Source organism: Pseudomonas sp. AC193 (assembly GCF_979258075.1).
This window is the reverse complement of record NZ_OZ409832.1, coordinates 5,796,528-5,811,559: the sequence shown is the minus strand read 5'-3', so window position 1 is coordinate 5,811,559 and position 15,032 is coordinate 5,796,528. Positions and strand designations below refer to the sequence as shown.

At 59.5% G+C, this 15,032-nt stretch carries 11 protein-coding genes and 1 pseudogene; 8 read left to right on the top strand and 4 right to left on the bottom strand.

The window, feature by feature from the left end:
- The first annotated feature begins 290 nt into the window (after positions 1 to 290).
- From ACZZ0D_RS26070 to ilvD, 4 genes are all read left to right on the top strand, one after another.
- Entirely contained in the window at positions 291 to 1,364 is a 1,074-nt protein-coding gene (locus ACZZ0D_RS26070) for a SagB family peptide dehydrogenase (RefSeq protein ID WP_463554626.1), read from the top strand.
- Entirely contained in the window at positions 1,361 to 2,338 is a 978-nt protein-coding gene (locus tag ACZZ0D_RS26065; RefSeq protein ID WP_463554625.1) for a diiron oxygenase, read from the top strand. Before ACZZ0D_RS26070 ends, ACZZ0D_RS26065 begins: the two co-directional genes overlap by 4 nt.
- Positions 2,331 to 3,563, top strand: a complete 1,233-nt coding sequence (locus ACZZ0D_RS26060) for an MFS transporter (protein WP_463554624.1) — start codon at positions 2,331 to 2,333, stop codon at positions 3,561 to 3,563. Before ACZZ0D_RS26065 ends, ACZZ0D_RS26060 begins: the two co-directional genes overlap by 8 nt.
- 255 nt (positions 3,564 to 3,818) lie before the next feature.
- Positions 3,819 to 5,660, top strand: a complete 1,842-nt coding sequence (gene ilvD / locus ACZZ0D_RS26055; RefSeq protein ID WP_212545094.1) for a dihydroxy-acid dehydratase — start codon at positions 3,819 to 3,821, stop codon at positions 5,658 to 5,660.
- 174 nt (positions 5,661 to 5,834) lie between these two features.
- On the opposite strand, the pseudogene ACZZ0D_RS26050 reads toward ilvD, so the two are convergent.
- Positions 5,835 to 6,895, bottom strand: a pseudogene (locus ACZZ0D_RS26050) (HAD family hydrolase).
- 241 nt (positions 6,896 to 7,136) lie between these two features.
- Here ACZZ0D_RS26050 and ACZZ0D_RS26045 point away from each other — a divergent pair.
- Together ACZZ0D_RS26045 and ACZZ0D_RS26040 are read left to right on the top strand one after the other, a co-directional pair.
- Positions 7,137 to 8,528, top strand: a complete 1,392-nt coding sequence (locus tag ACZZ0D_RS26045; protein WP_053124765.1) for an L-cystine transporter — start codon at positions 7,137 to 7,139, stop codon at positions 8,526 to 8,528.
- A 253-nt stretch (positions 8,529 to 8,781) separates the two neighbouring features.
- Positions 8,782 to 9,711 carry an IS110 family transposase gene (locus tag ACZZ0D_RS26040; protein WP_463552436.1) on the top strand — a complete coding sequence of 310 codons (930 nt, stop codon included), beginning with the start codon at positions 8,782 to 8,784 and terminating at the stop codon, positions 9,709 to 9,711.
- A gap of 152 nt (positions 9,712 to 9,863) precedes the next feature.
- On the opposite strand, the gene ACZZ0D_RS26035 is transcribed toward ACZZ0D_RS26040, so the two are convergent.
- Complete coding sequence (locus ACZZ0D_RS26035) at positions 9,864 to 10,376, bottom strand: dihydrofolate reductase (protein ID WP_463554623.1); 513 nt, start codon at positions 10,374 to 10,376, stop codon at positions 9,864 to 9,866.
- 85 nt (positions 10,377 to 10,461) lie between these two features.
- Here ACZZ0D_RS26035 and ACZZ0D_RS26030 point away from each other — a divergent pair, with 85 nt between their 5' ends.
- Both ACZZ0D_RS26030 and ACZZ0D_RS26025 read left to right on the top strand, forming a co-directional pair.
- On the top strand, positions 10,462 to 11,835 hold the full coding sequence (locus tag ACZZ0D_RS26030; protein WP_463554622.1) for a DUF2868 domain-containing protein: 1,374 nt from the start codon (positions 10,462 to 10,464) through the stop codon (positions 11,833 to 11,835).
- Entirely contained in the window at positions 11,828 to 13,204 is a 1,377-nt protein-coding gene (locus tag ACZZ0D_RS26025; protein ID WP_463554621.1) for a GTPase/DUF3482 domain-containing protein, read from the top strand. The genes ACZZ0D_RS26030 and ACZZ0D_RS26025 overlap by 8 nt, the downstream gene beginning before the upstream one ends.
- Positions 13,205 to 13,307: 103 nt before the next feature.
- Here the strand turns inward: ACZZ0D_RS26025 and ACZZ0D_RS26020 are convergent, their stop codons facing one another.
- Both ACZZ0D_RS26020 and ACZZ0D_RS26015 read right to left on the bottom strand, forming a co-directional pair.
- The gene (locus tag ACZZ0D_RS26020) at positions 13,308 to 13,865 is read right to left on the bottom strand and encodes a phosphonate degradation HD-domain oxygenase (RefSeq protein WP_463554620.1); all 558 of its coding nucleotides are present in this window, start codon (positions 13,863 to 13,865) and stop codon (positions 13,308 to 13,310) included.
- Entirely contained in the window at positions 13,865 to 14,998 is a 1,134-nt protein-coding gene (locus tag ACZZ0D_RS26015; protein WP_463554619.1) for a TIGR03364 family FAD-dependent oxidoreductase, read from the bottom strand. Before ACZZ0D_RS26015 ends, ACZZ0D_RS26020 begins: the two co-directional genes overlap by 1 nt.
- Positions 14,999 to 15,032 lie beyond the last annotated feature (34 nt).

Here is a 15,032-nt window from a genome sequence, read left to right as displayed (position 1 = left end):
GACAAGTTTGTACAAGGGGCGAGATCGCTCCGACAAAATTACTGGATTTTTCCTACTTAATCTCCACTTGCCATTAATCGATTACAAACTATTATTGAGTTGTCACCACGAGGTGGCATTCAATCTTAATGAACAAGGAGTTCATACTATGAAAGCAATTACTCTGGAAACCAACAAAATCGCAAACCTCGCTTTTCTGGTTGCACCTAAAGCCCGCTAAGTAAGTCAGGACGCTGGGGAGTGCCGGCACCCCAGCGTCCATCAGCCCTTTCCAGAGTGAAGCATTGAACATGCACATCAATCCGTACTTATTTATATTGCCGCGCACGCCCGGACAAATCGTCTGGAACTATAAAGAACACACTCAACATGAACTTGATCTTGATTACGCTTCAAGACTGGCGAAACTTATCGACAACCCGGACGCATTCGACAGTCGCAACATAATAGACATACAACTATTAAGCGTGGGAATTTTAACCATTGCAAAAATAGACAGCCCGCCCTGGGGCTGGGATGAGTTATCCAAGATATTTCATATAGGCACGCAGAACATTCCCTGCGAAGAGACACCCAAGAATATTAACGAATGGTCCAGACAATATCTGGATCATTGCAATGACGTACTGAGCAAACCACCGCCCGATAAAGAGCGCCCCACACTGGAAGGCGCGCGACTCATCGCGCTGCCGGCGCCTGCCGTGCTAAGCAACGACCGCTTGGGAAACGTCCTGCGCCAGCGCAAAACCAGTCGTTCCTTTAGCGGTGAAGCGGTCACGCTGAATGACGTTTCCACCCTGCTCTATCTTTCCCTCGGTTATCTGCACGAACGCCAGCAGGATAGTGACAGCAGTATCGCCCTCGGGCTTGATGCCCGTCGCAGCAGTCCTTCCGGCGGCGGTTTGAATGCGTGCGAAGGTTTTGCGCTGGTGCAGAACGTCAGCGGCCTGAAACCCGGCATCTACGCCTATCACCCGGTAGAGCACGCCTTGAGCCTTATAAACCCGCTGCCCGACTCGGCGCTGGGTCAACTGCTCGGCGGACAACACTTCATCAACAACCTGCCGCTGGGCCTGTTCATTACCGCGCGTTTCGACAAGCTCTGGTGGAAATATGAACACTCACGCGCCTATCGCATGGCGTTCGTGGAGGCTGGGCACTTGTCGCAATCCTTTCAGTTGGTTGCCACGGCCCTCGGTCTCGGCACCTGGCTGACCGGCGCGTTCTCTGATGATCAGGTTGAAGCCCTGCTGAAAATTACCGGCAGCGCGGAACAACCGTTGTTCTTCGTCGGTTGCGGCGCCAGCGACGGTCAAGCGATGTGTCAGGAAATGCAGGCGCTGTTGCTGGAGGTGCAAGCATGAACGCAATCACCTCCGACCAATTGGAAGCGTCAGTGTCATGGGCGCACAAGTTCACCCTCGATGACTGGAACAGCCGCGCATCGGTGCGCACGTCTCAACACACCTATCAATTGCCGGATGACCTGCAAGAACAGCTGAAAACCCGCCACTGGTTTCCCCCGGCCTTTTTGCCGTACCTCTCACACCCGGCCATTCGCGCTGCTGGCAGCGACGTCATGCAACGACTGACGGCCAATCATCTGGTGCATTTCCTCGACTACACCACGCTGCTCGAACACCGCATTGTCAACCGCGCCGTGGAAACCATCGTCCACGGCGAGCTGCCCGCTTTCGTGCCCTTGCGCATGAAAAATGCGGCGCTGCAGCTGTACACCGACGAGGGCTATCACGCGCTGTTCTCCAGTCAACTGGCCGAGCAGATCGCCAGCCAGTACGGCATTACCGAGCGCCCGGTGATGCCCATGCGCATTACCCAGTTGAACACCGCAATTACCCGAGTGCCCGAGACGGATCGCCCACTCGCGTGGTTTCTGCTCGGCTTCGTCTCGGAGACGATCATTGCCCGGGAGTTGCTCGAGGTTTGCCGTGACACGCTGGTCTCCAGCGTCAGCGACATGCTGCGCGATCACCTCGCCGACGAGGCCCGTCACAGCCGCTATTTTTCAGAAGTGTTCCATTACCTGTGGCTGACCCTGAACAGCCGTCAGCGCACCTTCAGCGCCAGAATGCTCCTGGAGTTCCTGCGAATCTTTTTCGAAGTCGATGAACGCTGGCTGAAACAGAGCCTGCGCAGTGTCGGGATTGCCGACGACGTCATTCGCAAAATCCTCGACGGATTGATCAGCCCCAGAGCCAGTCGTCAGCGCACCAGGGCCGGGGCGAAGGCAACGCTGGAGGCGATGACAAAAGCAGGATTCTTTGCCCTCATCAATAACCGCAAATTGTTCGCCAAGGCAGGCCTGGTCGATGAATAGAGGAAAAGCCGCAGTGACCGCCGGGCAACGCCGCGGCGCGGTCAGTCTGCTGATGGCGATGGTGCTGCTGGGAGTGTTTCCGCTGGATGTGCTGCTGCCATCGTTTCCGGCACTGGCCGAGCACTTTCGCACCACTCCGGCCAACATTGCGCTGTCGATCAGCCTGTTTGCGGTGGGCATCGCTTTTGCGCAACTGCTGATCGGGCCGCTGTCGGATGCCATCGGGCGCAAGGGTTTGCTGCTCGTCGGCATGAGCGTTTCGATGCTCGGCGCCCTCGGCTGCGTAAGCACCAGCGATTACACGCTGTTCCTGATATTCCGCGTGATGCAGGCCCTGGGCTGCGGCTGTTTCGTGTTGTCCCAGCCCTTGGTTCAAGATCTCTTCGAAGGCGAGCAACGGGATCGGCTGCGAATACTGATGGTGACTGCATCGGGGATTTTCATCTCGATATCACCGCTGGCCGGCACCTTTCTACAGGCCACGCTAGGCTGGCGGGGCAGCTTCTGGGTGTTTATCGGGTTGGCCGCCGTAGTGCTGATCAAGGCGTGGCTGTTTCTGGACAACGGCCGGCCGACTCACAGCGGCGCTCGTCCCGGCTTCATTCGGTCTTATCGGCGAGTGCTGGGCGACTTCGAATTCGTCAGCTACTGGCTGATATCCGCGTTCGCCTTCGCCTGCCACTTTTCCTTCATCGTGATTTCGCCGCTGATCTTCATGGATCAACTGCAAATGGCGCCTTATGACTTTTCACTGATTCTGTTGATCTACGGCGCGGCCTACATCGTCGGCGGGCTCGTCGCCACGATCCTCAGCCGCCGAATCAAACCCGGCCAACAAATGCTCGTCGGGCTTGGCCTGATCCTGCTGTCGGGGCTGGCGATGCTGTACCTGTCGTCGAACTTCGCGTTGACGCCAGCGACCGTGCTGATTCCGATGCTGATCTGCACCGCCGGCACCACCATCGCGCGCCCGGCCGCCACGTCGAAAGCCATGGGCCTGTTCCCCGAACTTGCCGGTACCTCGGCGGCGGCCGGCAGTACCCTCACTTTTATCTGCGGCGGCCTTATCAGCGCATTGATCAGCCTGAGCCCGGCCAACCTGCAAGCCACGCTGGGTTACAGCTTTGTCCTGCTCAGTGGCGTGGCGCTGGCGTTGAACAGTCGGATCAGCCGTCGCGCCAGAATCCATGAAAGCCATGCCATGACGCAGCCGGGCGGTGATTAAAGCTGCCGGTCGTCATGCCGCACACACCGTCGGCGCTGGAACAACACTTTGCGCCATTCCCTCCAGACGCCAGCGGTGTAGAATCGGCAGATTCATCGCCATTCATCCCCGGCGGGTTTATGAGCTCAGGCTGAGACCAGCGGCGATCCCGCAACGTCATCGGCAACTTCCGGACACACGGCCATTTCTGAGTGTTCCAGAGGTCAATAGAAGCTCACTCCCATTTAGTACCTGATTAGCCGCCCGGAGTGCTCCATGCCAGATTATCGCTCGAAAACATCCACCCACGGCCGCAACATGGCCGGCGCCCGCGCACTGTGGCGCGCCACGGGGATGAAAGATGACGACTTCAAAAAGCCGATCATCGCCATTGCCAACTCGTTCACCCAGTTCGTACCGGGCCACGTGCATCTGAAGGATCTGGGCCAACTGGTCGCCCGCGAAATCGAACGCGCTGGCGGTGTAGCGAAAGAATTCAACACCATCGCCGTGGATGACGGCATCGCCATGGGTCACGACGGCATGCTGTACTCGCTGCCGAGCCGCGAGATCATCGCGGACTCCGTCGAATACATGGTCAACGCCCACTGCGCCGACGCCATCGTGTGCATTTCCAACTGCGACAAGATCACCCCGGGCATGTTGATGGCTGCCTTGCGCCTGAACATTCCGGTGATCTTCGTTTCCGGCGGCCCGATGGAAGCCGGCAAGACCAAACTCGCGTCCCACGGCCTCGACCTCGTCGATGCCATGGTGATCGCCGCCGACGAAAGCGCTTCTGACGAGAAAGTCGCTGAGTACGAGCGCAGCGCCTGCCCGACGTGCGGTTCGTGCTCCGGCATGTTCACTGCCAACTCGATGAACTGCCTGACCGAAGCACTGGGTCTGGCATTGCCGGGCAACGGTTCGACCCTCGCCACCCACAGCGACCGCGAACAGTTGTTCCTGCAGGCTGGCCGCACCATCGTCGAGCTGTGCAAGCGTTACTACGGCGAGAACGACGAATCGGTACTGCCGCGCAACATTGCCAACTTCAAAGCGTTCGAGAACGCGATGACGCTCGACATCGCCATGGGCGGTTCGACCAACACCATCCTGCACTTGCTCGCTGCAGCCCAGGAAGCCGAGATCGATTTCGACCTGCGCGACATCGACCGTCTTTCGCGCAGCGTTCCGCAGCTGTGCAAAGTGGCGCCGAACATCCAGAAGTACCACATGGAAGACGTGCACCGCGCCGGCGGCATCTTCAGCATCCTCGGTTCGCTGGCCCGTGGCGGTCTGCTGCACACCGACCTGCCGACCGTGCACAGCCGCAGCATGGAAGAAGGCATCGCCAAGTGGGACATCACCCAGACTGACGATGAAGCCGTGCACCACTTCTTCAAGGCCGGCCCTGCCGGTATCCCGACACAGACGGCGTTCAGCCAGTCGACCCGTTGGGAAACCCTCGATGACGACCGTGAAAACGGCTGCATCCGCAGCGTCGAACACGCCTATTCGCAAGAAGGTGGTTTGGCCGTGCTGTACGGCAACATTGCTCTCGATGGCTGCGTGGTGAAAACCGCCGGTGTCGACGAGTCGATCCACGTCTTCGAAGGCAACGCGAAGATCTTCGAAAGCCAGGACAGCGCCGTACGCGGCATCCTCGCTGACGAAGTGAAGGCTGGCGACATCGTCATCATTCGCTACGAAGGCCCGAAAGGCGGCCCGGGCATGCAGGAAATGCTCTACCCGACTTCGTACCTGAAATCCAAAGGTCTGGGCAAAGCCTGCGCCTTGCTCACCGACGGTCGTTTCTCCGGCGGTACGTCCGGCCTGTCCATCGGTCACGCTTCGCCAGAAGCAGCGGCCGGCGGCGCGATCGGTCTGGTGCAGGACGGCGACAAAGTGCTGATCGACATCCCGAACCGCTCGATCAATCTGTTGGTCAGCGACGAAGAACTGGCGGCACGCCGCGCCGAACAGGACAAGAAAGGCTGGAAACCGGTCGAGATTCGTCCACGCAAAGTGACCACCGCCCTCAAGGCTTACGCCCTGCTGGCGACCAGCGCCGACAAAGGTGCGGTGCGTAACAAAGCGATGCTTGACGGGCTGTAAGCCTTAAACGTCGAAAAGAAAATGCCCCGCCTGAGTGCGGGGCAGATCGTTCCCACGCTCTGCGTGGGAACGATCAACCCGATCCCTGTAGGAGCTGCCGAAGGCTGCGATCTTTTGATCTTGCCCTTAAAACAAGATCAAAAGATCGCAGCCTTCGGCAGCTCCTACAGGGGGTTACTGGATTTCTTCAGGCTTGACGATCACCCAGTTCTTGTCCGCCGTCACCGGCAACCCTTCCTTCGCCTGCGCCGCCGCGTGTTTGGCCATCATGCCGTTCAACTGCGTCATGTACTTGTCCTTGCGGTTGATCCACAGGTGAATCCCGCCCTTGGCCACATCAACATCGTGGAACAGCATGTAACCGTCGCTCGTCGGCGTATCGCCACCGACCAATACCGGTTTTTTCCACTCGTCGATGTAAGTGAGGATCGCCGCATGTTTGCCGGCCATCCACGTCGCCGGGTCCACAGATATGGCGTCAGTTCGAGCCCTAGGTTGGCCTTCTCGTCATATTTGCCGGCGGTGATCTGCTTGCGCGCGGTGGTCAGTTCGTTAGTCTCGCGGTTTTTCAGCAGCGTGGTCACACCGATAACGTTTTGCGGTTTAACGTTGTAGCCGTACTTCGGATCCGCCGCGACCATGCGCACCAATTCCTCGGAAGCGGCGGTCATCACGTAAACCTCGATGCCGTTCTCCATCAGCTTGTTGTACAGCTCTTGCTGGCCGGTAAAAATTTTCGGCGGATTGACGTCGAGCTTCTTGACCACATCACCTTCGTAATAGGTCGCCGGCACCGGTTTGCCCGAGGCCATCAGCTCATCGACGTAGCCTTTGAGTTCCTGGAGCGTAAAACCGGAGAACACCTGCGCCACCCACGGGTAGCAGACCATGTCGTCGACTTCACAGAGGCGGTAGTAGTAACTGAACAGGCTTTCCTTGTGGTCGGCGGTGTCCTTGAACGGCATCAATTTCAGGGAGGGGTCGAGTTTGTCGCGGGTGATCAGGCCCTTGTTTTCCATGAAGGGCAGCAAGGATTCTTCGAGGTCGTAGCGGTAACTGGTGTTGTCCATGTCGAACACCGCGTAGTTACCTTTGTTGGCGTTGGCCGCGATCATCGCGTCCAGCGCTTTCGCCTGATCCGCCGGCCAGTGTTTCAGGTCGGTGGCGAAAGCCTGAGAAGCCAGGCCCACCCCCACAGCCAGTGCGACAGCCAGAAATTTCGGTGCGAATTTCATCGACGCTTTCTCCCTGATGTAAAAGCATCGACGCTAACAAATGTGTGTGACAGTCCTCGTCTGTCAGCGACCGCCCTCGCCGCTATTTGCGCCAGATGCATTGCCGAGAGCGACAAGCGCTTATTCCAAAAACGACGGACGCCCTAAGATTTCGGTATTAAATCATTGCAAATCAAGCTGTTAGGCTTGCCGGTTCGCAGCAGCCCCGGAAGGCTGTTGGCAAAGTCTTTCTGGAGTTCTCATGAACCTACCGTTGATTCTCAACCTGCTGGTGTTCCTCGCCCTGCTGTTCGGTCTGGCGCAAACCCGCCACACCACGTGGAGCTTGGCGAAAAAAGTCCTGCTCGCACTCGCTCTGGGCGTGGCCTTCGGCGTGGCGCTGCACACCGTTTACGGTGCCGGCAACCCGATTCTGAAAACCTCGATCGGCTGGTTCGATCTGGTCGGCAACGGCTACGTGCAGTTGCTGCAAATGATCGTTATCCCGCTGGTGTTCGCCTCGATCCTCAGCGCCGTGGCGCGTCTGCACAATGCGTCGTCGCTGGGCAAAATCAGCTTCCTGACCATCGGCACGTTGCTGTTCACCACCGCGATTGCGGCGCTGATTGGCATCGGCCTGACCAACCTGTTCGGCCTCACCGCCGAGGGTCTGGTCGCCGGCACCCAGGAAATGGCCCGTCTGCAAACCATTCAGACCGACTACGCCGGCAAGGTCGCCGACCTGAATGTGCCACAACTGCTGCTGTCGTTCATCCCGCAAAACCCGTTCGCCGATCTGGCGCGGGCCAAGCCGACCTCGATCATCAGCGTGGTGATTTTCGCCGCATTCCTCGGGGTCGCCGCGCTGCAACTGCTCAAGGATGACGTCGAGAAAGGTCAGAAAGTGATCAACGCCATCGACACCCTGCAAGCCTGGGTGATGCGTCTGGTGCGTCTGGTGATGAAGCTGACCCCGTACGGCGTGCTGGCGCTGATGACCAAAGTGGTCGCCGGTTCCAACCTGCAGGACATCATTAAGCTCGGCAGTTTTGTCGTGGTGTCGTACCTGGGTCTGGGCCTGATGTTTGTCGTGCACGGCTTGCTGGTGTCGGCGGCCGGGATCAATCCGCTGCGTTTCTTCCGCAAGATCTGGCCAGTGCTGACGTTCGCGTTCACCAGCCGTTCGAGCGCGGCGAGCATTCCGCTGAGCATTGAAGCGCAGACGCGTCGTCTGGGGATTCCGCAGTCGGTGGCGAGTTTTGCCGCATCGTTCGGTGCGACGATTGGCCAGAACGGTTGCGCGGGGCTGTACCCGGCGATGTTGGCGGTGATGGTTGCGCCGACCGTGGGCATCAACCCGCTGGATCCGCTGTGGATCGCGACGCTGGTGGCGATTGTGACGCTGAGCTCGGCCGGTGTGGCCGGTGTCGGTGGCGGCGCGACGTTCGCGGCGCTGATCGTGCTGCCGGCGATGGGTTTGCCGGTGTCACTGGTGGCGTTGCTGATTTCGGTTGAACCGCTGATTGATATGGGGCGTACGGCGTTGAACGTGAGTGGTTCGATCACGGCGGGTGCGATTACCAGTCAGGTGATGCAGCAGACTGATAAAGAGTTGCTGGATGCTGATGAGCATGCGGAGCTTGCTCAGGCTTAAGCTCTTCTTTGCCTGATCTGGCCTCTTCGCGAGCAAGCCCGCTTGTGTCTTGCATAGGAGTTAGAATCGGGATGAGAGGGATGGTTGGCAAGCTGAATGCCCGGGGTGCTTAAAGCACGTGTGGGAGCCCAAGCTGCCAATCATCTCTCGCTCTGGTTATTGAGCCCGAACAGTTGAACGAGCCGACCTCGAACAGTACAAGCGTGGTGCCCAACCAGAGTGCTCTCACCTTTGAGTGTAAGAGGATTCCGCCATGTTTTCCTGCGCCGGTATCGATGTCGCCAAAGATACTCTTGAGATTCGGATTAACCCGCAAGACGTAGGTGCGAGTTTTTCCAATAGCATCAGTGACTTCCCCAAGCTTATTGATTGGTTTAATTGCTATAAGGTCAATCGCGTGTTGCTTGAAGCCACAGGTGGTTATGAGCGAGAGGTCATGAAAGCGCTTCAGGCCGGGGGGTTCGACGTTATACGAATCAATCCTCGCCGCGCCAAGAGCTTTGCCAGTGCAATGGGCCAACGCGCTAAAACCGACCCGATTGATGCACGACTTCTTGCGCAGTTTGCAGAAGTCATAAAGTCGCCAAACAGTCGAGTCTCTAGCCCTGAGCAGGATAATTTGCGTGCGCTCGTACAGCAGCGTGAAAACTTTGTTCAGCAACAAAGTGACGATTTGCGACGCATCAAAACGGCTTCAGCAGATTTGGTGAAACCCTTGTTGCAGAGCCATATCGATTATCTAACCCAGGCAATAAAGTCGATAGAAAAGCTGATCCGTCAAAGTGCGAAAAAACTGGACAGTGATAAAGCTGCACGCTTGTGCTCGGTCAAGGGTATCGGGCTCGTGACGGCTGCCAGTTTAATGGCCTATTTACCTGAGCTGGGTGAGATTGGACGCCACGAAATAGCAGCTTTGGCAGGTATAGCCCCTTACAACGACGACAGCGGGAAACACAAAGGACTTCGACACATTGAGGGGGGAAGATTTTCCGCTCGCCGCGCGCTGTACATGGCAAGTTGGGTCGTGATTATGCGCCAGCCCGAGTTTCAGGCTCGATATCAAACCCTACGCGACAAAGGAAAATGCGCAAAAGTAGCGCTGATCGCCTGCATGCGTGTGCTGTTGATAAGACTGAACGCAATGATCCGGGATCGAACGCCATGGAAGGAACAGTTGGCTTGAAATAGAGCGGTGTTTCTGGGAAAAAATGCACGGCTATGGGCTGTGGGAGATCAGCTGCCTATCACCCTGCATTCAAAATAAAGGGTATCAAGACAGTTGCTCCCACATTTGGAATGCATTCCAATGTGGGAGCGGGCTTGCTCGCGAAGCTCTTAGGCTTTTTCCCAGACTTCGAAGTTGTACGCCGGCTTATCTTCAACCGCCGGGTTTTCAACGTTGGAAACCAGTTTCCAGTCGTTCAAATCAAACTCCGGAAACCACGCATCCCCCTCCGGGCTCAACGCCACGCGCGTCAGATACAGACGATCCGCCTGCGCCAGCCCTTGCGCGTACAACTGCGCGCCACCAATCAGCATCAGCTCATCAACGCCCTGCTCTTTCGCCCATTCTTCGGCGCGAACCACCGCTGCTTCCAGCGACGGATACACCTCGGCACCCTCCAACACCAGATCGGCCTGACGGCTGACTACGATGTTCAAGCGCCCCGGCAGCGGTCGGCCGAGCGAATCCCAGGTCTTGCGACCCATGATGATCGGCTTGCCCAAGGTGGTGGCCTTGAAGTATTTGAAGTCCTCCGGCAGGTGCCAGGGCATGCTGTTGTCGACGCCGATCACGCGGTTTTCACCGAGGGCTGCGATCAGGCTGAGGGGGAGTGATTTAGTCATGCCGGCGAGGATACCAGAGCCGCGCTTACCCCGATAAGCGCCACAGCGGTTATGCTCAGCGCTGGATTAAGCGACGGGATGCCGCGTGACTGAACTGACTCCACTGCAAAACCTCTGGCTCACCGAAACCGTGCGCCTGCGCGAAGAACACGCAGGCCCGCTGGAAGATCTGGAAGCCAATCGACTGGCGCGCGCGGCCGGCGGCGATCTGCCGAGCCGCATTCAACGCCGCGCGTTATGGCTGGCAGAACGTGACGGGCTGACGGCCGCACTCAAACACTGGCTGCAAGGCGCGCGTCTGGCGCTGGTGTTGCTGATGATCTTCGCGGCGCTGAGCGGCGCCGGTCTGGCCTTCGCCGCACTCGGCCAGACGCCGGTCAACGTGTTCTGGGCCTTGGGCAGTCTGCTCGGGCTGAACCTGATTCTGCTGCTGAGCTGGTTGCTGGGCTTGATCTTTGCCGGCGAACACGGCGCCACGCTCGGGCGATTGTGGTTATGGCTCAGCGAAAAAATGGCCCGCGACGCCAAAGCCGCGCAACTGGCGCCCGCCCTGCTGCTGATGCTGCAACGCAAGAAACTCAATCGCTGGGCGCTCGGTACGCTGGTCAACGGTTTGTGGTTGCTGGCGATGCTCAGCGCGCTGATTCTGCTGCTGACGCTGATGGCGACCCGGCGCTACGGCTTCGTCTGGGAAACCACGATTCTCAGTGCCGACACCTTTATCCATGTCACCCACGCACTGGGTCATCTACCGTCGCTGCTCGGCTTCAACGTGCCGACGGTGGAGATGATCCGCGCCAGCGGCGACGGTGCGCTCGACATCGAAAGCGCCCGTCAGGCCTGGGCGACCTGGCTGGTTGGCGTTTTGGTGGTGTACGGCGTGCTGCCGCGTCTGCTGCTGACGCTGTTGTGTTTCTGGCGCTGGAACAGCGGCAAAGCCGCGCTGCGTCTGGACTTGAACCTGCCCGGCTACGCGCAATTGCGCGAACGTCTGATGCCGACAAGCGAACGCCTCGGCGTCAATGATCCGGAGCCTGCACAACTGCATCGAGTCGAAAGCAGCGTCGGCGAACTCGCCAGCGAAGGTGCGTTGCTGGTCGCCATCGAACTCGACGAACAACGCCCATGGCCGCCCGCGCTGCCGAAAAATGTCAGCAATGCTGGCATCCTCGACAGCCGCGAATCACGCCATAAACTTCTCGAACAACTCAGTCGCTTCCCGCCGGCACGTCTGGCGATTGCCTGCGACCCACGGCGTTCACCGGATCGTGGCAGCCTCGCCTTGATCGCCGAACTGGCGCGCAACGCTGGAGAAACCCGCGTCTGGCTGCTGCAAGCGCCGCCCGGTGAAGCGCTGGATGCCGAACGCCTCGGCGACTGGCACATCGCGCTGCAACAGCTTGATCTGCAGTTTGCCGATTGCGCGCCGTTGAACTGGCTGGAGACTGGCCATGACTGATGCCTGGAAAGCGCCGCTGAAACTCGCCGTGGTCGGCCACACCAACGTCGGCAAGACCTCACTGTTGCGCACGCTGACCCGCGATGTCGGTTTCGGCGAAGTCTCCCATCGCCCGAGCACCACGCGGCATGTCGAAGGCGCGCGGTTGTCGGTGGACGGCGAACCGTTGCTCGATCTTTACGACACGCCGGGGCTGGAAGACGCCATCGCCCTGCTGGATTTTCTCGAGCGCCTGGAACGCCCCGGCGAACGCCTCGATGGCCCGGCGCGACTGGCGCGGTTTCTCGACGGCAGCGAGGCACGTCAGCGTTTCGAGCAGGAGGCGAAAGTGCTGCGACAACTGCTCGCCTCCGACGCCGGTTTGTATGTGATCGACGCCCGCGAACCGGTGCTGGCCAAGTATCGCGATGAACTGGAAGTGCTCGCCAGTTGCGGCAAACCGCTGCTGCCGGTGCTGAATTTTGTCAGCAGCGCCAACCATCGCGAGCCGGATTGGCGTGAGGCGCTGGCGCGGCTCGGGCTTCATGCGTTGGTGCGTTTCGACAGTGTGGCGCCGCCTGAAGATGGCGAGCGTCGGCTGTATGAAAGTCTTGCGCTGCTGCTGGAAAATGCTCGTCCGCAACTGGAACGCTTGATTGCTGATCAACAGGCTCAGCGCCTGGCGCGTCAGCAAAGTGCGGCGCGATTGATTGCTGAGTTATTGATCGACTGTGCGGCTTGTCGGCGCAGTGTGGTCAGTGAAGCTGCGCAGGAACAGCAGGCTATCAGCGAACTGCGCAAGGCTGTCCGTCAGCGCGAGCAGAAGTGTGTTGAGGCGCTGCTCAAGCTGTATGCGTTTCGTCCGCAGGATGCGGCGGCGAGTGATTTGCCGTTGCTCGATGGGCGTTGGGGTGATGACCTGTTCAACCCGGAAACCTTGAAGCAACTCGGGGTGCGCGTGGGTGGCGGGATTGCTGCGGGTGCGGCGGCGGGGGCTGGTGTGGATTTGCTGGTTGGCGGGATTACCCTTGGCGCAGCGGCGTTGGCGGGGGCGATTGCCGGGGGTGCGCTGCAGACGGCGCGCAGTTATGGCAGTCGGTTGCTCGGCAAGATCAAAGGGCAGCGTGAGTTGACGGTGGATGACGGGGTGTTGCGGCTATTGGCGCTGCGCCAGCGGCAGTTGGTGTTGGCGCTGGATCAGCGTGGGCATGCGGCGATGGATGCGGTTCAGGTGGCGACGCCGCAGGATAAGACCTGGCGCGAGGGCAAGTTGCCGGAGGCGCTGAACAAGGCGCGGGCGCATCCGCAGTGGTCGTCGCTCAATTCGCAGGCGAAGTTGAATCAGGCCGAGCGGCAGGAGCAGATCGAGTCTCTGGCCAAAGAGTTGTAGCGGCTGATCTGGCGCTATCGCGAGCAGGCTCACTCCTACAGTGGATCGCGTTCACCTTGTAGGAGTGAGCCTGCTCGCGAATGCAGCACCTCGGTTCAAGCGATTACGCAGCCAGCAGCCGCGCCGCTTTCTCTTTCAGCACACCCAGATCAATCACCGGCACCGCCCTCTCCTTGGCCAGCTCATCCCACTGCCGCATCCGCAAACTGACCGCACACAACGGATCCCGCTCAAACACCTCCGCCTCCGCCTCCGTCATCACCCCGCCCTGATACTCCAGCGTCCGCCGGCTCGCCTCACTCAACCGCTCGAAATACCCCGGCTCACGCAACGTCAGATACCGCTTGGCCTGCACGTGATATTCCACCAGCCGCGCCAGCCGCTCACTGAAACCGGCCTCGCGCAAATAATCCGCACCCAGCCTTTCATGGCTGACCACACCGTAACCGCCCATGTTCTCCGCGCCTTCGGCACACAAATGGCCGATGTCATGAAAGAACGCCGCGAGCACCACTTCATCATCAAAACCCTCGGCGATCGCCAGTTCGGCGGCCTGGGACATGTGCTCGATCTGCGACACCGGCTCGCCGATGTAATCGCTGGTGCCAAAACGCTCATACAGCGCGAATACCTTGGCGACGGTTTGTTCGTGACCTGTCATCAAATTTCCTCCAACAACTGTGCAACGTTGCGTTCGGCCATCGCCGGGCCGACGCTCATGCCGACGCCGGTGTGCATCAGCGCCACACTCAACCCCGGTGCCGGGCGCAGCAACGAAAATGGCCCCGGCCCCCGAGAACCATAGACGCCCTGCCAGCGCTCGACCACTTGCACCTTGCAGCCCAGTGTTTGCTCGGCCAGCTCGATCATCCAGTTGTCCACTTGCTCGGCGTTGAACGGTGAAGCGTCGCTGCCGTAATGGTGCGAGTCGCCGATGATCAGTTCGCCGTACGGCGTCGGGCTGATCAGCAGGTGGATGCCATTGTCGTGCAGATGCGGTTGTTCACGCAGGATCTGCGCCTGCACCGCCGCCGCTTCCGGCAGATCGGCGAAGGCGCCGTAATGCACGCAGCTGAGGCCGGTGAGCAAGGCGTGTTGCAGATTCAGCTCGGTCGCAGGTTTGGCGCGGAGCATTTGCAGGCGGCAGATTTGCGGGTCGAGCGCGGCGATTGGTTCGGCCAGCAGGGTTTGATAATCGTGGCCGGAGCAGACGATGATCTGCTTCGCGGTAAACGTGCCGGCAGTGCTGTGCAGGCGACCGGGTTCGACGTCGCGCACCAGCGTCGAGAAGTGGAACTCTACGCCGAGGTCGCGGCACAGGTATTCGATCAGTGCAGGAATCGCTTCGCGAGAGTAAAGCTGTTGATCGTCGATGCCATGAAGCGCGGCGCGGTGATGGCTGAACTGGCCGTTGTAGAGATCGCGCAGGGCGGCGCCGCGCAGCAGGTCGACGTTGTAGCCGTGTTCAATCGCGCGAGTGGCGCAGAAGGTTTCGAGCAGGTGTTCTTCGGCTTCGGTTCTGGCGAATAGATACGAGCCGTTGCGCTTGATTTGCAGCCCGGCGAGTTGCGCCCAATCGCCCCAGATCTCGCGGCTGGCCTTGGCCAGTTCAAGCATCGGGCCGGGGGGCTGGCCGGTGACCAGAGCCTGGCCGAAGTTGCGCACCGAGGCGCCGAGGGGCGTGGCGGTGCGTTCGAAAACAGCGACCTTGAGGCCGCGCTTGGCGGCGGCGTAGGCGTGGGACAGGCCCAGAATGCCGGCGCCGACGATGAGCAGGTCTTTGTGGTGTGTCATTTAGAAGTGTCCTGCATGAGAGACCGCTTTCGCG